Genomic DNA, 19,948 nt, shown 5'->3' with positions numbered 1-19,948 from the left:
ATGGCGGCACTACGCCTGGTACCTCCGGCCCCGGCCCAGCCACTGAGTATCCTCGCCGAGGAATTCCCGAAGAAGCTGGCCACCTTCAACGATCTGACCCGCGACATGCGCGAGGCCGGAATTGTGATCAAGGCACTGGTGCTTGCGGACAACAAGATTTTTGTTGATCCCGATAGCCTCGAACTTCTGGCGCGGCGCTTTGGGCATGAGCTTCGCAGTATGCGTTGCAACGCCGAGGGGCGGCTCGCTCGCAACACCGCGTCGATTCGGGGCGTCGGCGTTGTCTGGTTCACCTTGGTCAAGGAGCAGGACAAATGAGCCAGTCACTAAACGCCTCGATTGAGGCCTTGCAAGACGCGGTATGGACGGAGCTGCCGACCATGTCTTGGAAAGACGCCATGAAGCACGTTTCAACTGTGCTGGAGCACGTCCACCGCCCATCCGCGCCGGCTGAGCATCTGGCGGCGGCTAGCGCCGCTATAGCTGAAAGTCGGTTTTACGAAGCCGGCCGGCATCTTCGCCGGGCATTGACCGCTCTGGACATTCGTACCGGCGAACGCGTTGTACGTCAGGCCGAACTGTTGGACGCCTTCGACCAGGCGCACGCAGTGATGCCGTTCCTGTGGTTGGAAATTGGCTACAACCGGATCAGCGATTGGCTGGTGACCGTGGCCGACAAATCGGGCGGCGTTGAGCGTGTGATCGTACAGGTCGGTGGCTTAGGTGCTGATGAAACTTGCCGGCAGGCTGCGCAACAGCTTCGCCAAATTCTTGAGGGTAAAACCAATGAGCAATAATGACGCTCTGCAAATACCGCCAGGTTACCGCGTCGACGCCCTTGGGCGCATGGTGCCCGAGGCCTCCATCAAGCCTACGGATCTGTTGCGCGACAAGGTGGTGATCGAAGCCGTTGACCAGGCCATGGCCATCAGTGCGATGTTGCTCAACTTCAAAGCGCATGTTTTCGGTGAAATTGATGCGCTGCTGCAGATCAGCAAAGAGCAGTACGGCGTTGTGTCGCGTGGCACGAAAGGCAATCTGACCCTGATCAGTTTCGACGGGCGTTACAAGCTGATGCGTGCCAACCAAGATCAGATCGAGTTCAACGAACACCTGCAGTCAGCCAAGGCGCTGCTCGATGAATGCGCCCACGAATGGACTGCCAACTCGCACCCCGGCGTCAAAGTCCTGATCAATGACGCATTCCGGGCCGACCGCAATGGGGAGTTGCGTACAGCCCGAATCCTGTCGCTGCGCCGCCATGACATTGATGATCCCCGCTGGAAAAGGGCAATGGAAGCCATCGGCGATGCAATCCAGGTCGCGGGCAGCCGGAGCTATATCCGTTTCTATAAGCGTGTTGGCGATACCGACCGTTACGAAGCCATCCCACTTGATTTGGCGGGGGTGTGACATGGCGAACCTCAAGAAATACACACTGAGAGACACTTGGAAAGAATGGGAGATCACTGTTGAGGTCGATCACGACATCCTGACATCAGAGCGGGCTACCGCGATCAACACCTTCTGGACTGGTGCTCAGGATCGTCTCAGTGATGCAGATGGCGACGTAGTGCGCGCCGTAATCAAACAAGCCGCTGAGGGGTGGGTTTATGACCTGCTGGAGGCAGGTGGCATGCGTGTCGACGATGGACAGCAGTCGCGGATATGGACAGAGGATCGCCACAACAATGAAGGATGGGGTGGAACAGTGCAGGGCTCAGCTTTCGGTTGGTGTGGCATTCGCCTGGTCTGCGCTGAGATTGAAGTCGATCTCGATCTTGAGTTTCAGGAGGGGTGACATGAAAGAAAAACTTCCTTCTACAAACGATATTTTCTTACCCAGCCTCAGCACTGAAGAGCTAACAAAAATCAGTGCTGCAATCCAGGCTGAGTTTAATGGATCAAATCACAGCGAGTTGGCCCGTCGCCACCGGGTCACTTTGGAGTGGGTGTATCGTTCGGTGAAGTTGCTACGACTGCAAAGCGCACCTTTGGCGCCCCCTGAAGCCGTGGATACCGGCTCTGAAGTTGTTTGGGTAAATCAACCGGTATCAACGGATTTCCAGAGAGCGCTTGTAGCTGAGCTTCGAGCCGTTGAAATGACAAAAGTAAGCTCTTTGGAAGGGGTACATGCAGAGGGTCATCATTGTCCCTCAGTGCCCAGGACTCTAGTCGCCATTGTTGTTCTGCATAGAGAGCCTCTACCAACGCCTGCGGTGAGTAACCGGGCTGACTCTCCAGTTGTGCCAGTAGAAAGCCGATCAAGCACTCCATCCCATTTTGATAATCCGCCTGATCCTTCAACGACTCAATGACACTTTCAAAGCAATCCATGACCAACTCCTTTTTGGGGTGGCCAATTTATCACGCAGAGGGCTTTATGAAAGGCATGACCTTCAGATCCAGCTCTGACCGCTTGCGTTACATCAAGCTGATACATGTCGCGCGACGTGAGCTGCGAATGGATGACGATACATATCGCCTGATGCTGGCCGGAATGACGGGATTGGACGGCGCTACGTCCACCGCTGACTTGAGCGTTCCAAACCTGCTGAGGGTTTTGGAGCAACTCAAGCAGAAGGGCTTTAAACCTCGTCCAAACAAGGCTGGTAAGCGGCCACAGGCCAACGATGAGCAGTCCATGAAGATCCGTTCGCTATGGCTGGCATTGCATGACCTGGGCGCAGTGCGTGATCCGTCCGAGGCAGCTTTGGCCAATTTCGTGAAGAGCATGACCAAGGTGTCCGCGCTGCAGTGGCTCAGCGTCCCCCAGGCAAGTCGAGTGATCGAGAACCTGAAACAGTGGCAGCATCGAGTGATCAAAAAGGAGGTCGTATGAAAGAGCCCAACAGCACGGCAGGCGAGCTACTCCAGACACTGGCAGACCATGTGGCTCAGTCTGCAAAAGAAACTCTGAACATCAGTCCTGAGCTTGCTGAGGCGCATGGCAATGAAGTCGCTATGCAGATGGCCACGATCTGGGGCGGCCAGCAGCTATACATGCCCAAGGGCATCCATGTTCAGGCCTCTAAACTGCATCAGCAAATCTTTGATGAATGGACTGGCCGTAACCATCGTGAGATCGCCATGAAGCACAACCTCTCACTGGCATTTGTCTACAAGGTCATTAAACGGATGCGGCTGGCGGTAATTGCTCGCGACCAAGGTGATTTATTCGCATCGTATGAAGTGGAGTAATCGCCCACGGAAAAAGCGTTATCCACCCACCGATCACCCCGGTCGCCAAGACCCTGACCGGGGCTCAACCTAATTGCACCCTCTGCAACTCAATTACAAATCCCATACCACCCTGTACCATCGAATCCCGGATTGTCTCGGGTTTACCTCACACCCAACCCTGTATTTATCTCAGTCCTAAACACCGAGGGCACCCGGCTGATTTACGTCACCCCGTCCCACCAGTTTCCCTTGGGCATGCCCATGAGCCAGGCCCGGCGCGAAGCTTTGCTCGCGCGCGCCCACGAACTGGGGGCGATCATCATCGAGGACGATTACGACAGCGAATTCCGCTACGAAGGCCGCCCCACCGACTCGCTGCAAAGCATGGATCAGCGCGGCATCGTCGCCTACGTCGGCACCTTCTCGAAAACGCTGTTGCCGGAGTTGCGGCTGGGGTACGCGATTTTGCCGCCAGCGATTCTCGAAGCGGTGATTCGCGCCAAGCAGCTCACCGACCTGCACACCTCCACCCTGCCCCAATGGGCGCTGGCCAAGTTCATCGCCGAAGGCTGCCTGCTCAAGCACATCCGGCGCTGCCATACGATTTACGCCGGGCGCCGGGAACGGATCCTGGCGCGCATGGCAAGCGATCTTTCTCCGTGGTTCGAGGCGGTGCCGACCACGGCCGGGTTCCACATGGCGGTGCTGTGCAAAGTGCCGGTCGATATTCCATTGGTGATCGAATTGGCAAAAAAAGTCGAAGTAGGGCTCTATGCCCTGGACGGCTTTTATTACCAGCAAGCGCCGCGGGCCGGGCTTTTCCTGGGGTTCGGGGCGATCGAAACCCTGGACATCGACATCGCCCTGGACCGTTTGCGCGACATTGTGCAGCAGGTCGGCTGACGGATTGGTCTGCGGCTTTATCCGGCGATTGGCTATTGGCGGTCCAAAGGTGCAGGCCTATCCTGAATGGGCGTTATCCCTCAATGAGCAGGATTCGTCCGGCCTGATTCAGGAGTGTGAGCAATGTCCAACGAAGTGATCACCACCGTAAAGGTACAGGCTGCCGCCGGCCGCTCGGACGAACTGGGCAAGCAACTGCAAAAAATCGTCGACACCCTGCGCGAGCTTCCGGGCTGTGACTCCTATATGGGCGACCGCTGCCCCGAGGACGACACCCGCTGGACAGTCAGCGCACGCTGGCAATCGGAAGCGGCCATGCACTCACATTTCAACTGCTGCGAAGTGCAAGGCTTTATCGGCCTGATCGACAGCCGACTGGCCAACTCCGTCGATTTCAACAGCTTTCCAATCGTTTAAAACAAAAAAACACAGCCCCGCAGCAGCTGCCGAGGCTGCGTTCGGCTGCGCAGCAGTCGTAAATCAGAGATGGCGGTGCGTCAGACAGGCGACCCGCAAGCACTTGCTGCAAACCACCCTCCTGGCGGATCCAAGTCTATTGATTGAAGTGATTGTTTTCGCCGCAAGGAACTCCTGACCGCCATCAGGCATCCTAAATTATGTGTTACTTCCTTTACGCTTTAGGAGGACGCCGTTATGCGCCGTCTGTTGCTTATATCTTCGCTAGTGCTTTGTCTGCCCGCTGGTTCGGCCATGGCTGATGTGGATGCAAAAGACGTCGCCACCTCGGCCGGGGTCTCCGCGTCGCTGTACTCGACGTTCAAGGATGACAAAGTCGTGATTCCCGCCCGGGATGATGCTTCCAGCTTCGTGGCGAGTGGCGGTACGATTCGCGGCGCTTATCTGGAGTCGGTGTTGAAGGAAATTCGACAAAATCATCCCGACCTCAAGGCCAGCGATGAAGACCTGGCCAGAGCGATCCTCGTTCAGGAAGGCGTTCCAACAAGTCACTGATGCCTGCAAACGTAAGCGGTAGGGCCTGGATAGCGTTTCCAGCCCTACCTTGCTTCAGCGCTGTTTTTCTCAACCCCAGCGGACAGGCGTGCCCAGCCGGCGACCAACTGCGCGCTGATGCTGACGCCGCCGCACACCACAATCACCACATCATGGGCCTCGGCAATTGCCGGATGGTCGAGGTACGCCACCGCCAATGAAACCCCGCACGCCGGTTCGACCAATTGGCGCAGGTCGTTGGCGTAACGAACCACGCCCATGATTGCCTCATCATCGCTGAGCACCACGCATTCGTGCGCAAAGTCGAGGATGTGCTGCACTGGCCAGGCGGCCACTTGCGCCGCGCCGAGTGACGTGGCAACGGTGTCGATGCGCGGCAGTCTGACCGGGTGTCCGGCACTGACGGCGGCTGCGAAAGACGCCGCACCCTGGGTTTCGCACGCAACAATTCGACAGTCCATGCGGCGGTGACGGATCAGCCCGGTGAGCAGGCCTGCCAGCAAGCCGCCGCCCCCCACCGATGTCACCAACACATCGACTTGAGGACAGTCCTGGAGGATTTCATCGACCATGGTGCTGTGCCCTTCCCACAACACCGGATGATCGAAGGCTGGCACGTATTCAGTGTCCGCGCCCTGTGTGAGCTCTTTCGCCCGTTGATTGGCGTCGTCCCAGACTTTGCCGTGAACGATCACCTCGGCTCCGGTTTTCCTGATCCTGGCGCGGGTGGTTTCCGGGGTGGTGTTCGGCACCACGATGCAGGCTTTCAGCCCAAGGCTGGCGGCCGCCACAGCGGTAGCTAAACCTGCGTTACCACCAGAAGGACAGACGACTTTGCGCTTGCCCTGTTCCGCTGCCTGGCTGCACAAAAGGCCCATGCCGCGCAGTTTGAACGAGCCGCTGGGTTGCAGGTTTTCCAGCTTGAGCCAGATTCTCCGGGCCGGAGTCGACAGGCCTGGGTGTAGAATCAGGGGCGTTCTGATGTGAAGCATCGTGTGCTCCTTGTGGCAGCACCGGCTCGTTGAGGTCTTTCAACGAGCCGGGTGTGAACAGACAGGCTCATCCTTATCCAAGCTTAGTTCACCCTGCCCCCGCGACTACCGTCCTGGCGATGACACGCTGCCCCGCTACGTCATATGCCTATTGCGAAGTCAGTCATGAAAATCTCGGCCAAACTCGCGTTTTTCACCCTCGTCACCACCCTCGCCTACCTCGCTCTCGCCGTGTTCGGGCTCGGCGGGTTGGCAGCTTTTTTCTCCCGCCCGCCGCTGGTGGTCATTGCGCTTGCCACCCTGGTGATGGCGGTCGTGTCCTTGTTCAGCGAGGGCAACCTGAGTTCCGGCGAACGTGAAGACCGGGGCAATCGCTGGGTGCTGCCGGTTTTCGGGGTACTTGGGTTGTTGAGCGGGTATCTGCCGGCCTACACCGACCGAGTCGACTTCTGGACCTTTGGTGGCGAGGGCCTGCGTTGGCTGGGGGCGCTGCTGTTCATCGGTGGCGGCGCGTTGCGGATGTGGCCGGTGTTTGTGCTGGGCAAACGCTTCAGTGGACTGGTGGCGATTCAACCGGGACACCTTCTGGTCACCGACGGAATTTATCGGACCTTGCGCAACCCCAGCTATCTGGGATTGCTGATCAACGCCGTGGGCTGGGCGCTGGCCTTTCGTTCCGGTATCGGGTTACTGCTGGTGGCGTTGACGTTGATCCCGCTGATCGCCCGCATTCGCTCCGAAGAAGCGCTGTTACGCGCACAGTTCGGCAGTGAATACGAGGCTTACTGCGCCCGTAGCTGGCGATTGATTCCGGGGATTTACTGAAGCAACCACAACTCCAATGTGGGAACGGGCTTGCTCGCGAAGGCGGTGTGTCAGTCGACATCAATGTTGGATGATAAACCGCCTTCGCGAGCAAGCCCGCTCCCACATTATTAGAGTGTGTACAGGCACATTTGACTGTCGAGATCCACTCGCGCCCCGACCGAGTCATAACTGAGCAGGGTGGCATGTGGGGTCTGGAGCGGATGAACGTGCGTCGCGGTGATGACCATGACGTTGGCACCCGCCGCTTCGCCTGCGCGAATACCGACGGCGGCGTCTTCGAAGATCAGGCACTCGGCAGGATCCACTTGCAGCCGACGAGCGGCCAGCCGATAGCCCGCAGGGTCGGGTTTGCCGGCGCTGACGTCTTCAGCAGTGACCATCACGCCAGGTTCAGGAATACCTGCCGCCGCCATTCGACGCAGGGCCAATGCCCGCGGTGCGGAGGTAACAATGGCCCATCGGTCGGCGGGCAGCGATTTGAGAAAACTCGCCGCACCGGCCACCTCGACAATCCCTTCCACATCCTCGATTTCCGCTTCGGTGATCCACGCGGCTTCAGCGTGGGCATCCACTCCGGGCAACGCCAGACGGTTGATGGTGTCGATGGCGCGAACGCCATGGATGGTCGGCAGGAAGGACTCGACATCGACGCCGTGGCGCACGGCCCAGGCCGTCCAGATCCGCTCGGCGGCGGCGATGGAATTGAGGACGGTTCCGTCCATATCGAACAGGAAGGCGCGGTACGGCGTGTTGAACACGGATGCTTGAATGGACAAAGGGCGACTTCCTTTCGCAAGAACCAGTCGAGTGTTGTCCGGCAATGTACACCACTCGTGCAGCCTGCTGCAGCTCACAAGGTCCGGTTCGACTGCAAGGCGTTCTGCACACAATCGAGCAACTGTCCCACTGCCCAGGGTTTCCTGATGAACGCAACCGGATGCTTGACCCCGGAGCTTTTCGGGGTTTCGAAGCCAGACATGATCATGATCGGTTTGTCCGGCCAACGGTCGCCGAACTGATTGGCCAGGTCCGCGCCATTGAGTTTGCCCGGCATGGTGATGTCCGTCAGCAACAGCCCGACCTCCAGCCCGTGCTGCTCCAGAAACTGCGACGCGGCGTCCGCGCTGACCTGTGGTTCAACTGCAAAGCCTTCCTCCTGAAGAATTTCGCACAGAAACTCCAGGATCAACGGGTCGTCCTCAACCACAAGAATCAAACCGCCAGACAAGAGCGCGCCTGCCGTCGATATTGGCCCCATGACTGTGCCACTCCCTGATTGCATAAATGATTTCGCGGGCTCATATCCGCCACCTACAGGTATGAGCGTCGGACTTCGCGGAAAATTCATTTTTGATACAGCCAGGCGAAAAATCGGCTCAAGCGTACTCTTTGTAGCAGCTGGCTAAGCCTGCGTTCGGCTGTAGCAGCTGCCGAGCCTGCGAGGCTGGGTTCGGCTGCGCAGCAGTCGTCAAACCAGAGGACCGCATCAGCCGGCCTGACGACTGCTTCGCAGCCGAACGCAGGCTTCGCCAGCTGCTACAGTCTCGCATCAGACTTGAACGTCGCGCGGCGACATGACAGCATTCTCATTTGCAATAATTTCCCATTTGAGAACTGTCTTCGTTCGAGGTTTCGTCGTGTCGGGCCCGTCCGCTTCGTCCCTTTCCGAGCTTTACCGTGGGCATCACGGCTGGCTCTTCGGCCGGCTGCGCAAAAAACTCGGCGGCCCCGATAATGCAGCCGACATAGCCCATGACACCTTCGTCAAACTGCTGGGCCTGGACGCCTAGCCGACATTGCAGGAACCACGGGCCTATCTGCTGGTGGCAGCCAATCGCCTGTTGATCAATCAGTATCATCGCCGCCGGGTCAAGGAAGAAACCCTGCGCAGCATGGCCGTCCTGCTCGATCAGCAGGCCCAACAAGGCCCGGAACAGATCATTGCCGTGCGCCAGTTGCTCGGCAAAGTCCTGCTGCTGTTGCTCGAAGAGCTGGAAGAGAAACCGCGCAAGGCTTTTCTGATGGCGCGTGTCGATGGCTGTTCCTATGCCGAAATCGCCAAGCTTCTTCAGGTTTACGAAAGCAGCGTCAAGCAGTACCTGGATGGCGCCCTCTACGCAGACGATCGCTTTGCCCCCTGCCCGGCAATTGCGCGTCCGACGCCCAGATAACTCCCCGACGATGCAGATCAATCTCGGCCAGTACTTCGGGCAGTGGCCTGTCGTGGAAAATCAGAGCTGCGCCGCACCGGCCTTCGCCGACTCCGCGACAGACACTTATCACCTCGAACTGCCGCCACTCAGACCGGGTTGTCCATCGGCGTCGATGCAGCGCTGCTGCGCGGCAAAACGGCGCCGTCACTCGTGGGAGGCGAATTGTGGTTAAAATGCCGCCCCCTTTCCATGGCCGACCTTGTCCGATGAACCCAGACGCCCTCTCCATCCTCCACGACCATTTGCTGACAGCGCTTGCGGCGGCGCCCGCAGAAACCCGTCGGCTGTTCCACGGCCGTGGCCGCTGCTGGCCAGGGCTGGAGCAATTGACCGTCGACTGGCTGCAGGGCGTGGTGCTGGTCGCACTGTTCAAGGAGCCAGACCCGGCGCAACTGGAGGATTTGAAGCGGTTGTTGATGCAGATCACGCAGTCGCCACAGTGGAAACAATCCGGCGCGCATACCTTGCTGCTGCAACATCGCTATCTGTTGCAAAGCACCACCGAATGGCTGCTCGGGGAGCCGATCGACGAGATGACGATCATCGAGGGCGGCCTGCATTATCGCGTGGACCTGGGCCGCAAACAGAACACCGGCCTGTTCCTCGACATGCGTTACGGCCGCGATTGGGTGCGGGCCAATGCTCAGGGCAAACGGGTGTTGAACCTGTTCGCCTACACCTGCGGTTTCTCGGTGGCGGCCATCGAAGGGGGCGCGTTGCATGTGGTCAATCTGGACATGTCGAGCCCGGCCCTGAGCCGTGGTCGAGACAATCACCGGCTCAACGGGCATGACCTGAGCAAGGTGAGTTTTCTCGGCCACGACCTGTTCAAGTCCTGGGGCAAGGTGATCGGCAAGGGCCCGTACGATCTGGTGATCATCGACCCGCCGTCTTTTCAGAAAGGCAGTTTTCTGCTGACCAAGGATTATCAGCGTGTGCTGCGCCGCCTGCCGGAATTGCTCAGCCCTCAGGGCACGGTACTGGCCTGCATGAACGATCCGGCCTTCGGTGCGGACTTTCTCATCGATGGCGTCACCCGCGAAGCGCCGAGCCTGCGCTTTGAGCAACGGTTGGAGAATCCGCCGGAGTTTCCCGATGCCGATGTTGAGTGCGGGTTGAAGGCGCTGGTGTTCAGATGTTGATTCAACCCCAGGCAGGCTGTCCGGGGGGATTCGACTAATGGTACTTGAGCGCGAACCCGCGACTTCCTACGATGGTGATACGCAGCGGTTGGAGGTTTAAGCCGTTGCGTAGGTGGTGGGTGAACTGAACCCCAATAAGCTCACCACTTGTTTCATGCGTATCTTGAGCCTCTGGGCTCTACTTCCTCCCCATCAAAGAGCTTTGAGGCTCTTTTTTTGTCTGCAAAAAATCCAGAAACCGTAAAGCCCGGCATCCGACCGTAATAGTGTTCACTTATGCGAGACTCTTTAGTCATGCTTACCTTTGTGGCGAGCGAGCTTGCTCGCGCTGGGCTGCGTAGCGGCCCCAAAATCTGATAACAATCGCCGATTTTTGTGAGTGCTACGCACTCAAGCGGGTGCAAGCTCCCTCGCCACAATTAATCACCCGTCGATAGATTTCCGTTAAGTTACCGGCATTAGGGCGAACCTCCTTGCCCAGCCCTTCAGCTCTCCTTTATTAACTGTGCAAGCAGGTTCGTTTCAGGCTTTTTTACGAAGACCTTTTGCGGCAGCAGCAGCCAGGCCAGTGCCGGCAGCAGGATCAAGGCACCGAGCATGTTCACCAGGAACATGAAGGCCAGCAGGATGCCCATGTCGGCCTGGAACTTGATCGGCGAGAAAGCCCAGGTCGACACCGCGACAGCCAGTGTCATGCCGGTCAGCAATACCACCTTGCCGGTGAACAGCAGCGCCTGGTAATACGCCTGGGCCAGAGTGTCACCGGCACGCATTCGAGTCAGGATCACGCTCAACACATAGAGCGCATAGTCGATGCCGATGCCCACGCCCAGGGCGATGACCGGCAGTGTCGCGACTTTCACCCCCATGCCCAGCCCCACCATCAAAGCCTCGCAAAGAATCGAGGTGAGCATCAGCGGCAGCATCGCGCACAGGGTTGCGCGCCAACTGCGGAAGGTCAGCAGGCATAACAGACTGACCGCGCCGTAGACCCAGAACAGCATCTCGTGCATGGATTTCTTCACCACGATATTGGTCGCGGCTTCGATTCCGGCGCTGCCGGCGGCCAGCATGAACTTGACCTCTGGCACCTGATGCGCAGCGATAAAGGCCTCGCTCGCCTCCACCACCCGATTCAGGGTATCGGCCTTGTGATCGGCCAGGTAAACGTACAGCGACAGCATCGAGCAGCCCTGATTGAACAGCTCCCGTGGCGCTCGGGTCTGCACCGCGCCCAGCGCGCCGTCATTGGGGATCAGCTCATACCACTTGAAGTTACCCTCGTTGTAACCGGCCGTGGCGATCTTGCTCAGCGCCGCCATCGAAGTGGTCGACTCCACGCCAGGCAATTGCTCCAGTTGCCAGGCCAACGCGTCCACCGCAGACAGGCTGGCGTAGCGCGTGCACTGATCTTCCGGGGTCTTGATCATGACCACGAAAATATCCGAGCTGGCCGCATAGTTTTGGGTCATGAACAGCGCGTCGCGGTTGTAGCGCGAGTCGGCTCGCAACTCCGGGGCTCCGGGGTCGAGATCGCCGATCTTCAGGTTCAGGCTCACGGCAAAACCGAACGCCGCCAGCAGCAGGCCACCCAGCATGGCGCCGAGGGCCCAGCGTCGTTGGGTGAACAAATCGAGCACGCGCCACAACGGATGCTTGATTTGCGCCTGCAGCTCGGCGGTTTCCGAACTCAGGCTGCGTTGCGCCGCTGCCGGGCTGACACCGATATAGCTGAGCAGGATCGGCAGCAGAATCAGGTTGGTGAAAATCAGCACCGCCACGCCGAGGCTGGCGGTGATCGCCAGGTCCTGAATCACTCGGATGTTGATCAGCAGCAACACGGCGAAGCCCACTGCATCACAGAGCAACGCGGTCATGCCGGCGGCGAACAGGCGGCGGAAGGTATAACGCGCGGCCACCACCCGATGGGTGCCACGACCGACGTCCTGCATGATGCCGTTCATCTTCTGCGCGCCATGGCTCATGCCGATGGCGAACACCAGAAACGGCACCAGCGCCGAGTACGGGTCCAGCTCGTACCCAAGCAAAGCGAGCAGGCCCATCTGCCAGAGCACTGCCACCAGCGAACAGGTCACCACGACCAGGGTGCTGCGCGCGCAACGGGTGTAGGCATAGAGCACCACCACGGTCACCAGCACGGCCATCACAAAGAACAACAAGACTTGGGTCAGCCCCTCGATCAGGTCGCCGACGATTTTGGTGAAACCGGTGATGTGGATTCGCAGGTCATCGGTCTGGTACTTGTCCCGCAGCGTCTCCAGCTGCCGGGAAAACTCGCCGTAGTCCAGGGCTTTGCCGGTCTGCGGGCTGACTTCCAGCAGCGGCACGAAGATCACGCTGGACTTGAAGTTACCGGCCACCAATTGACCGACCTCACCGGAACGGGCGACGTTGGTCCGCACCTGCTCGATGCTGGTCGCCGAGCCATCGTAGTCGTCGGGGATCACGGTGCCGCCATCGAGCCCCTCTTCGGTCACGGCGGTCCAGCGCGTGGTCGGGGTCCATAACGACTTCATGTAAGGCCGATCGACGCCCGGCAGCAGATAGAGCTCGTCGTTGAGTTTGGCCAGGGTGTCGAGGTAGTCCTTGGTGAAGATGCTGCCCTGTTTGACCTCCACAGCGATGCGCAACGCGTTGCCCAGACCGCTCAACTCGCTGCGATTCTCCAGGAAGTTGGCGACATAGGGATGCCCCGTAGGGATGGTCTTCTCATAGCTGGCATTGATGCCGATGCGCGTGGCTTGCCAGCCGAGCACCAGGGTCACCAGCAGGCACAGCAGGATCACCAGCGGTCGATGGTTGAAGATCGTCCGCTCGGCGAAGTTGCCCGACGCCTGGTCGAAGTCTTCCAGGCGGCCGATCACGGTTTGGGTTTTGTCGTCTTTCAAGTCTGACTCCTGTTGCACGGGCCATGGCCCGATAGCGCTACACCATGAAGTTTCAAGGCTTGCCGGATGCCCGCGGATCCTGGTCAGCCGCCACGCCACTCAAACCGACGCTGGCCAAGCTGCCGTCGGCCGCCTGTTGCAGGGCCGCAACCGTCCCGCCGCCGCGGCTCTGACGTTTGTCGAAGCTGCGACCCTGGTCATCGCTGAACAACAATTCACCGCTCTGGCTGGCCAACAGCAAGCTGCCGTCACGCAGCTCGATGGCTGTCGCCAGTGTTGATTCGATGCCGGTGTCGAGGCGTCGCCAACTGCCGCCACGGTCATCGGACCACCAGGCATTACCGCGCAAACCATAGGCAATCAAGGCTCCGCCGCGGGTGCCGAGCAGCCCGAAAAAGCTGCCTTCATAAGGTGATTTCAGAGCCCGGAACGAATGCCCGTTGTCGGTCGAACGCAACAGCAAACCGCGCTCACCCACCAGCAGCAGGTCGTTGCCCGAGGCGCGGATGCCATACAGGTTCAGGCCCTGCGGATTGTCCACATGCTGCATCCACGGCTGCCAGCTTCGCCCGCCGTCGTCGGTACGGTAGATCTGGTTGTACGCGCCAACGATGTAGCCATGCAGCCGATCACTGAAGTACAGGTCGAGAAACGGTTTATCCGGTCCGTCGTCCTGCATCCGCCGCGCCTGCGCAAGGTGGCTGGCGCCACCCGGCTGATGGGCATCGCGCTCCGCGGCCTGCACCGCCAGCGCGGCGGCACGCTCACCGTCGAGTTGCTTGTGCCAGGTTTCACCACCGTCCTCGGTGTGCAACACCACACCCAGATGACCGACCGCCCAGCCCTGCTCGGCATCGACGAACTGCACCGCCGTCAGGCTGACGCTGACCGGCACATTGGCCTGGCGCCAGCTCATTCCAGAATCATCCGAGAGCAGCACGATGCCGCGCTCGCCGACCGCCACCAGACGCTCGCCGGCCCGGGTCAGCCCAAGCAAAACCGCGCGCGGGGCCTTGGCGGTCGGCAGCGCCGGTTGCTGCAGCACCGCAAACGTACTGGCCTGCGCAGCCATGGACGTGCTCGCCAACAGACACAACGCCAGGGCGCAGATGCCCTGACGCAGGCTGAAACTCGCAAAACATTTTTGAACGTTCATGTCTTTATCCAACCTGGAAAATCGCAAGCGACCGTGACGAGCCTCTCGCTCGCCACGGCCACCCAGGGTTCAACGCATGTTTTCGTTGGCCATGGCATCCGGTGTGTAATAGGACGCCGAAGGTTTTGCGATCGTCTGGTACTGGACCGCCAGATCGTTGCTCGAAGAGTTAAGGAAGTAGGCGCCGGTATCGAGGTTGTAGCTGCCCCACATGACCTGCGCGGTGAGGACCGGCAGGTCCGCTGCCAACAGCGTCAGCGAATACATCTGCCGGCCCAGTTTGCCCTGGGCGTCATACCCGTCGACCATCAGGATCTGCCAGGAGTCCTCGTCGATGTAGTAGGTCCGATGCGGCACCACATGGCGCTTGCCGGATTTCAGCGTGGCCTCGACCACCCAGACCCGATGCTTCTCCCAGCGCACCAGATCAGGGTTGAGAAAATTCGGTTTGACCAGGTCGTCGCTCTTGGCCAGGCCGGCGCGGTTATTGTTGTAGGGGACGATCAGTTCTTTCTTGCCCGCAAGCTTGAGATCGTAGCGGTCGGTAGGCCCGAACAGCATGAACGCTTCGTCAAACAGACCGACGCCAGAGGTGACGAAGTCCGGGGTGTCGTAGGCGATGTTCGGCGCTCGGCGTACCCGACGCTGGCCGACCAGATACTGCCAGGCCGCACGGTTGGCCGGGTCCATGTCCCAATGGGTCATCAGGCCTTCGCCGGCCTTGGATGACGGCAGTTCGGTCAGCAGCTTGCCAATCTGGTACTTGCCGGCAAAGTTTTCCAGGCTGCCGCTTTCGGAGTAGTAGGGAAACTGATAGCTGAACAGGGCTCGGGTCGCCTGAACCTTCTTGCCACCGGCAGTCATCAGCCAGGTATCAAAAGGTGAGCTGATGGTCTCGCCGCCCTGCCAGGACAACCGGTAGTTCCACAACACTTGCGCGCCATTTTCCGGGATCGGGAACGGGATGCCGCCGTAGGCGTTGGCGACCTTCTCGGTGTCCACGTCCAGCGTGGCACGGGTGGCGTTCTTGCCGGTGTTGTCATACACCCATTGCGGAGCCGCCGCCGAACGATGGGTCGGGTAGATGTCCAGGCGATAGTCCGGGTATTTCTTCAACAGAACCTTGGTGCCTTCGGCCAGCTCGCTGGCGTACTGCTCCATGTTCGAGGCCTTGATCGAATACAGCGGTTTCTCGCCGGCGAATGGATCGGCACGTTTGTCACCCGGTTTGTAGCCGGGCGCGACCTTGGTGTAACCGCCGTCCCATCGCGGGATGCTGCCATCGGCATTGCCGGCGCGCTCGCCGCCCAGGGGCGTCAGTTCAGACTTCAAACGTGCAGCCTGCTCAGGCGACACCGCGGCTTGCGCCAGGCTCATGCCTGCAAGGGCCAGGGTGAGGACGCAAGTGTTCAGAAAAGCGTTGTTCTGCATGGCGAATCCACCTTATTAGAATGAGGTTTTCACGTAGAGCGAGACGAAGTCGCGGTCGGCCAGTGACTGCCCGTAACTGAAATTGCCGTCCTCGCGTAGCCCGGCTTTCGGCGCCCCGAAGAAGTTCACGTAGTTCAGGCCGACGTCCCAACGCTGCAGATAGGTGGCCTTGAGCCCGACACTCCAGTCGCCAGCATGGGTATTGCCAAAACCCGACTTGTTGACGGCCGAAGAACGCCCGTCGAGCACCACGCCCATGCCGATCGGCACGGTCAGGTCGATCCCGTCGACAACCTGGAAGTACGCAGGCTCCACCAGTACCCGCAATGCAGTGGCATCGCGCGTTGTGTTGGAATCCAGGGCCGCGGCGTTCTCGGTGACGCTCAGGGTTCGGTTCCACGCCAGCTCGGCCAGTGCCGAGCCGCCATCCCACAAAGCAGTAGGCGATAACAGGTAAATCGCCGACAGGTTGGCGTGAGCGGTTTTGCCCCGGGCAAACAGTGCGTCATCGCCGCCATCGGCCTCCATGCCTGGGGTCACCACTTGCAGGTTGCTCACCAGCGGCGCATTCCAGCGCACGGAGGTTTCACCGGCGAAGTTGAACGGGCCATAGGCGGTGGAGAAGCTGACGCCGGCGGTCTTGATATCTTCGGCGTAGACCTGACGATAAGAGCTCAGGATCGGCAGCCCGGTGGCCGCCGCGGCCGCACCGTCGAGGTAGGCGTACAGGCCAATCGGCGTTTTGTCGTGATACTGCGCGGCGTAGAAACCCAGCTCCAGCTCGGTCCCGGTCGGTTTGAAGCGAATCTGCATACCGCCCTGCCCCGAATTTCGCGCTTTCAGATCACCGCCATTCACGGTGTCGTTGCCGAACACCTCGCGCAGCGAACCGCTGCCGTAACCGATGGCATCGACATCGCTCAGGTAGCTGCCGGCACCCGGAATATTGGAACGTTCCCACTCGAACTGGTAGTAAGCACCCACCGACAACTGCGGGTTGATCTGCAACTGCCCGGAGATCTGATTGACAGGACGCAGGATCTCCTTGAACTGGGTTCCCGGCACGCTGAGCAACTTGACCACATCGGTCGGGCCCTGGGCATTGGCGATGCCGTTGCCACCGTAGAACAGGCTTTCACCGTAGATCAGGCTGTGCCGGCCCAGACGCACCACGCCCTGGGAGTCTTCACCGAGGTCACCGCGCAGGAACACGAAGGCGTCGAGAATTTCGCCGTCACGGCCGTGGAGCTTGCGGGTTTCGCTGAGGAAATGCGGTTGCTCGCTGCTGTCGGTGTCTTGGTTGTAGATATCGTCGTACCAGGCCGCGCCGCTCACACGCAGCCCATAGTTCTGCCGGCTGAGGTCCATTTCGGAGAACAGGTCCAGGCGGTTGGAGACCAAGCCTCTGCTGAAGTTCTTATCGCCCTGACTCTGGATCGAGGGATACAGACCGTTGGCGGTTGGCGCGTTGACCAATCGGCTGTCCTGCCCCTGCAGACGCCAGGCCTGGCTGTACTTGATGGTGTTGTCCCAACGCAGTTTCCAGTCGGAATCTCCCAGGTCCATTTGCATGGCCTCGGCCCTTTCGACCATCACGCCTGTGCTGCATAACGCCAGAAACAGGGCGCAATGCTTGAAACGAAAGCAACGTTTAACGTTGTCCATGGACGCTCCTCATTATTTTTATTTTTGGCATGGCTTTGCACTTGTGACGAGGGGGCTTGTCGGAACGCCGCATCGCCCCGCTGTGGTGCGCAGCGGCCCTAAGTTCAGGCAACGAGTTCTCTCAAGTAGATCCCGTGTACCGGTTTACGACTGCTGCGCAGCCGAACGGGGCGATGCGGCGTTCCGACAAGCCCCCTCGCCACAGGTAGCGCTTTCAGATATAGGTGGAGGCCAATCCGCCATCGACCGGGAGGTTGACCCCGTTGATCCAGCGCGACTCGTCGGCACACAGGAAAGCGATCACCGCCGCCACCTCATCGGCATAACCGGGGCGTTTCATGCGATGGGCATCGGCCTGGGTCCGTGCTTCACCCAGCATGCTCACGAAGTCGCCGAGGATGGGCGTGAAGACCGGGCCCGGCGCCACGCTGTTCATGCGCACTGAATGTTCGAGAAACCAGGGCTGCGCCTGCAGGTAGTTCCAGACGATCAACGCTTCCTTGAAATACTGGTAGCAGGTTTCGTCCGGCACCGGGTGCTCGGCCAGCCAGGCTTGCGCGGCGGCGAAACCTTCGATACGCGCAAGCGCCTTGTGCTGTTCCAGGCGTAGCGGCCACTCGGCGCCAAGGATCGAGGCGATATTGACGATGCTGCCGCCAGCGCTGATGCGCGGCAGCAGCGCGCTGCTCAGGTGGCGCAACCCCAGGTAATTGACCTGCGCCAGCAATTGCGGGTTCGCAGTGCCCGGCACCCCGGCGATATTGCACAGGCTGTCGATCCGTGCCGGTAGCTGCGGCAGCAGCCGGTCGATGCTCTCGGCACTGCTCAGATCGCCCTGGACAAAACCATCCAGGGTCATGTGCGGGGCCTTCAGATCCACGCCAATCACATGGGCGCCGTGGGCGCGCAGCAGGCTTGCAGTGGCGGCGCCGATACCCGAGGAGACGCCGGTCACCAGCACAATCTTGTTATCGAGTTTCATGTTGAGTCCTCTTATTATTTTTGTGTACTCGCCCGACCTCGTCGGTCTGCTCCTGGCCGTCAGAACGGGTAGCGCGGTGCGGTGTTCTTGACCGTCACCCATTGCCATTGGGTGTATTCGTCCCAGTCAGCCGGGCCGCCGACGCTGCCGGCATTTCCCGAGCTGCCGCGGCCGCCGAATGGATTGATGCACTCGTCGGCCACCGTCTGATCGTTGATGTGCAGCAGACCGCAATTGAGTTGATCGCCAATCGCCATCGCGCGCCCGACCGAAGGCGAAATGATCGCCGCGGACAAGCCATACTCAGTACGATTGGCCAACTCGATGGCCTCTTCATCACTGGCAAAACTCACCACCGTGGCGACCGGGCCGAAGATTTCCTCGTCGAATGCGCGCATGCCCGGGCGCACGCCGGAAAGTACCGTAGGTGGGTAGAAGAGCTGTTCAAACTCACCGCCGGCTTCCAGTGTTGCCCCGGCCCTCACACTCTCCGTGACGATTTCATGCACGCGTTGCAACTGTCGCTTGTTGATCAAAGGCCCCAGCACCGCCTCGCCGCGAGCGGCATTGCCGACGGTGATCGCCCGTGCTTTCTCTGCCAGCCGGCGGACCAGTTCTTCAGCGATCGATTCATGGGCCAGGATGCGTCCGGTGGCCATGCAGATTTGCCCCTGGTGCAGCCAGGCACCCCAGGCGGCGTTGCTGGCCGCCAGCTCAAGATCGGCATCCTCAAGCACGATCAACGAGTTCTTGCCGCCCAGCTCCAGGGCCACTTTTTTCAGATGACGCCCAGCCACTTCCGCGACCTTGCGCCCAGCTGCGGTAGAACCGGTGAACGCGATCATCCGTACATGCGGGTCGCGACACAGGGCCTCACCGGCCACCGCTGCGCCCGGCAAAACCTGCAGCAACCCCTTGGGCAGACCGGCCGCCTCGAACAACCGGGCAATGATGAAACCGCCACTGACCGGGGTCTGCGGATCGGGCTTGAGCACCACCGCGTTGCCGGCCGCCAGCGCCGGTGCCACCGAACGCAGGGAAAGCACCAGGGGAAAGTTGAACGGCGAGATCACCCCGACCACGCCATGGGGCAATCGGCGTGCGTAGGACAAGCGCCCCGCTTCGCTCGGGAGAACCAGACCATGGGGTTGCGACAGCAGCCCGGCGGCCTGATGCAGCAAGACGATCGCTTCACGGACCTCATGTTCACCCTTGAACAGGCTCCCGCCGCTTTCCCGAGCGATGTACAGCGCCAGTTCGTCAAAGTGTTGCTGGGCCAGTGCGGCGGCTTTGCGAAAGATCCCTGCGCGTTCCCGTGGCCCCAACGCCGCCCAGGCCGGTTGAGCACGGGCAGCGTTCAGGCTGGCAAACGCGATGTCCGCCGCATCGGCTAAACCTGTGACGGTCAATACCTCGCCGGTGGCCGGCTCAATGACGCTATTGCTGCCACCCAATGGACGTATCCAGTCGCCATTGAAGATGCGTTCGCGCCATAGCCCGTCCCGCAGAAAATCAGATGGTTCACTTACCGACATTTCGGTCTCCCGGCTCTTGTGTTTGTAATTGCCTGAC

22 protein-coding genes and 1 pseudogene are annotated in these 19,948 nt (G+C 60.0%); 14 read left to right on the top strand and 9 right to left on the bottom strand.

Annotated features, from left to right (window positions below):
• From ACA044_RS13300 to ACA044_RS13255, 10 genes and pseudogenes are all read left to right on the top strand, one after another.
• Positions 1-318, top strand: coding sequence for a hypothetical protein (locus ACA044_RS13300; RefSeq protein ID WP_497446751.1), 318 nt, complete (start codon positions 1-3; stop codon positions 316-318).
• Positions 315-797, top strand: a complete 483-nt coding sequence (locus ACA044_RS13295; RefSeq protein ID WP_497446750.1) for a hypothetical protein — start codon at positions 315-317, stop codon at positions 795-797. Before ACA044_RS13300 ends, ACA044_RS13295 begins: the two co-directional genes overlap by 4 nt.
• Complete coding sequence (locus ACA044_RS13290; RefSeq protein WP_497447219.1) at positions 730-1,413, top strand: DUF3164 family protein; 684 nt, start codon at positions 730-732, stop codon at positions 1,411-1,413. The genes ACA044_RS13295 and ACA044_RS13290 overlap by 68 nt, the downstream gene beginning before the upstream one ends.
• Before the next feature lies 1 nt (position 1,414).
• Positions 1,415-1,801, top strand: coding sequence for a DUF2528 family protein (locus ACA044_RS13285; protein ID WP_497446749.1), 387 nt, complete (start codon positions 1,415-1,417; stop codon positions 1,799-1,801).
• A gap of 1 nt (position 1,802) precedes the next feature.
• Complete coding sequence (locus tag ACA044_RS13280) at positions 1,803-2,318, top strand: Mor transcription activator family protein (protein ID WP_497446748.1); 516 nt, start codon at positions 1,803-1,805, stop codon at positions 2,316-2,318.
• Positions 2,319-2,383: 65 nt separating this feature from the next.
• Entirely contained in the window at positions 2,384-2,842 is a 459-nt protein-coding gene (locus ACA044_RS13275; protein WP_497446747.1) for a gp16 family protein, read from the top strand.
• Entirely contained in the window at positions 2,839-3,201 is a 363-nt protein-coding gene (locus tag ACA044_RS13270; protein ID WP_497446746.1) for a Mor transcription activator family protein, read from the top strand. Before ACA044_RS13275 ends, ACA044_RS13270 begins: the two co-directional genes overlap by 4 nt.
• Positions 3,202-3,390: 189 nt before the next feature.
• A pseudogene (locus ACA044_RS13265) lies at positions 3,391-4,086 on the top strand (aminotransferase-like domain-containing protein); the annotation flags it as partial.
• A gap of 123 nt (positions 4,087-4,209) precedes the next feature.
• A complete protein-coding gene (locus ACA044_RS13260; RefSeq protein ID WP_497446745.1) occupies positions 4,210-4,503 on the top strand; it encodes a putative quinol monooxygenase in 294 nt (97 codons plus the stop codon).
• 237 nt (positions 4,504-4,740) lie between these two features.
• Entirely contained in the window at positions 4,741-5,058 is a 318-nt protein-coding gene (locus ACA044_RS13255; RefSeq protein WP_497446744.1) for a DUF2388 domain-containing protein, read from the top strand.
• Between the two features lie 44 nt (positions 5,059-5,102).
• Here the strand turns inward: ACA044_RS13255 and ACA044_RS13250 are convergent, their stop codons facing one another.
• A complete protein-coding gene (locus tag ACA044_RS13250) occupies positions 5,103-6,050 on the bottom strand; it encodes a pyridoxal-phosphate dependent enzyme (protein ID WP_497446743.1) in 948 nt (315 codons plus the stop codon).
• Positions 6,051-6,215: 165 nt separating this feature from the next.
• On the opposite strand from ACA044_RS13250, the gene ACA044_RS13245 reads away from it, so the two are divergent.
• On the top strand, positions 6,216-6,875 hold the full coding sequence (locus ACA044_RS13245; RefSeq protein WP_497446742.1) for a methyltransferase family protein: 660 nt from the start codon (positions 6,216-6,218) through the stop codon (positions 6,873-6,875).
• Between the two features lie 110 nt (positions 6,876-6,985).
• Here ACA044_RS13245 and ACA044_RS13240 read toward each other — a convergent pair whose 3' ends face one another.
• Both ACA044_RS13240 and ACA044_RS13235 read right to left on the bottom strand, forming a co-directional pair.
• The gene (locus ACA044_RS13240; RefSeq protein WP_497446741.1) at positions 6,986-7,654 is read right to left on the bottom strand and encodes an HAD-IA family hydrolase; all 669 of its coding nucleotides are present in this window, start codon (positions 7,652-7,654) and stop codon (positions 6,986-6,988) included.
• A gap of 74 nt (positions 7,655-7,728) precedes the next feature.
• Positions 7,729-8,136 carry a response regulator gene (locus ACA044_RS13235; RefSeq protein WP_497446740.1) on the bottom strand — a complete coding sequence of 136 codons (408 nt, stop codon included), beginning with the start codon at positions 8,134-8,136 and terminating at the stop codon, positions 7,729-7,731.
• Between the two features lie 379 nt (positions 8,137-8,515).
• Here ACA044_RS13235 and ACA044_RS13230 point away from each other — a divergent pair, with 379 nt between their 5' ends.
• The 3 genes from ACA044_RS13230 to ACA044_RS13220 all read left to right on the top strand — a co-directional run bounded on the left by ACA044_RS13230 (position 8,516) and on the right by ACA044_RS13220 (position 10,233).
• Positions 8,516-8,668: a hypothetical protein gene (locus ACA044_RS13230; RefSeq protein ID WP_497446739.1), complete on the top strand. Its 153-nt coding sequence runs from the start codon at positions 8,516-8,518 to the stop codon at positions 8,666-8,668.
• Positions 8,669-8,674: 6 nt separating this feature from the next.
• Positions 8,675-9,049, top strand: a complete 375-nt coding sequence (locus ACA044_RS13225; RefSeq protein WP_497446738.1) for a sigma factor-like helix-turn-helix DNA-binding protein — start codon at positions 8,675-8,677, stop codon at positions 9,047-9,049.
• 248 nt (positions 9,050-9,297) lie between these two features.
• A complete protein-coding gene (locus tag ACA044_RS13220) occupies positions 9,298-10,233 on the top strand; it encodes a class I SAM-dependent methyltransferase (RefSeq protein ID WP_497446737.1) in 936 nt (311 codons plus the stop codon).
• A gap of 485 nt (positions 10,234-10,718) precedes the next feature.
• On the opposite strand, the gene ACA044_RS13215 is transcribed toward ACA044_RS13220, so the two are convergent.
• The 6 genes from ACA044_RS13215 to ACA044_RS13190 form a co-directional block, all read right to left on the bottom strand.
• The gene (locus tag ACA044_RS13215; RefSeq protein ID WP_497446736.1) at positions 10,719-13,142 is read right to left on the bottom strand and encodes an efflux RND transporter permease subunit; all 2,424 of its coding nucleotides are present in this window, start codon (positions 13,140-13,142) and stop codon (positions 10,719-10,721) included.
• 52 nt (positions 13,143-13,194) lie between these two features.
• Positions 13,195-14,298, bottom strand: coding sequence for a WD40/YVTN/BNR-like repeat-containing protein (locus ACA044_RS13210; RefSeq protein ID WP_497446735.1), 1,104 nt, complete (start codon positions 14,296-14,298; stop codon positions 13,195-13,197).
• 69 nt (positions 14,299-14,367) lie between these two features.
• Entirely contained in the window at positions 14,368-15,729 is a 1,362-nt protein-coding gene (locus tag ACA044_RS13205; RefSeq protein WP_497446734.1) for a DUF1329 domain-containing protein, read from the bottom strand.
• 15 nt (positions 15,730-15,744) lie between these two features.
• A complete protein-coding gene (locus ACA044_RS13200) occupies positions 15,745-17,394 on the bottom strand; it encodes a DUF1302 domain-containing protein (protein ID WP_497446733.1) in 1,650 nt (549 codons plus the stop codon).
• Between the two features lie 214 nt (positions 17,395-17,608).
• The gene (locus tag ACA044_RS13195) at positions 17,609-18,376 is read right to left on the bottom strand and encodes a coniferyl-alcohol dehydrogenase (protein WP_497446732.1); all 768 of its coding nucleotides are present in this window, start codon (positions 18,374-18,376) and stop codon (positions 17,609-17,611) included.
• Positions 18,377-18,435: 59 nt separating this feature from the next.
• The gene (locus ACA044_RS13190; RefSeq protein ID WP_497446731.1) at positions 18,436-19,911 is read right to left on the bottom strand and encodes a benzaldehyde dehydrogenase; all 1,476 of its coding nucleotides are present in this window, start codon (positions 19,909-19,911) and stop codon (positions 18,436-18,438) included.
• Positions 19,912-19,948: the final 37 nt, after the last annotated feature.

The organism is Pseudomonas sp. LBUM1673, assembly GCF_059695645.1.
The sequence above is the reverse complement of the archived record's forward strand: the minus strand, read 5'-3'. Positions and strand labels throughout refer to the sequence as shown.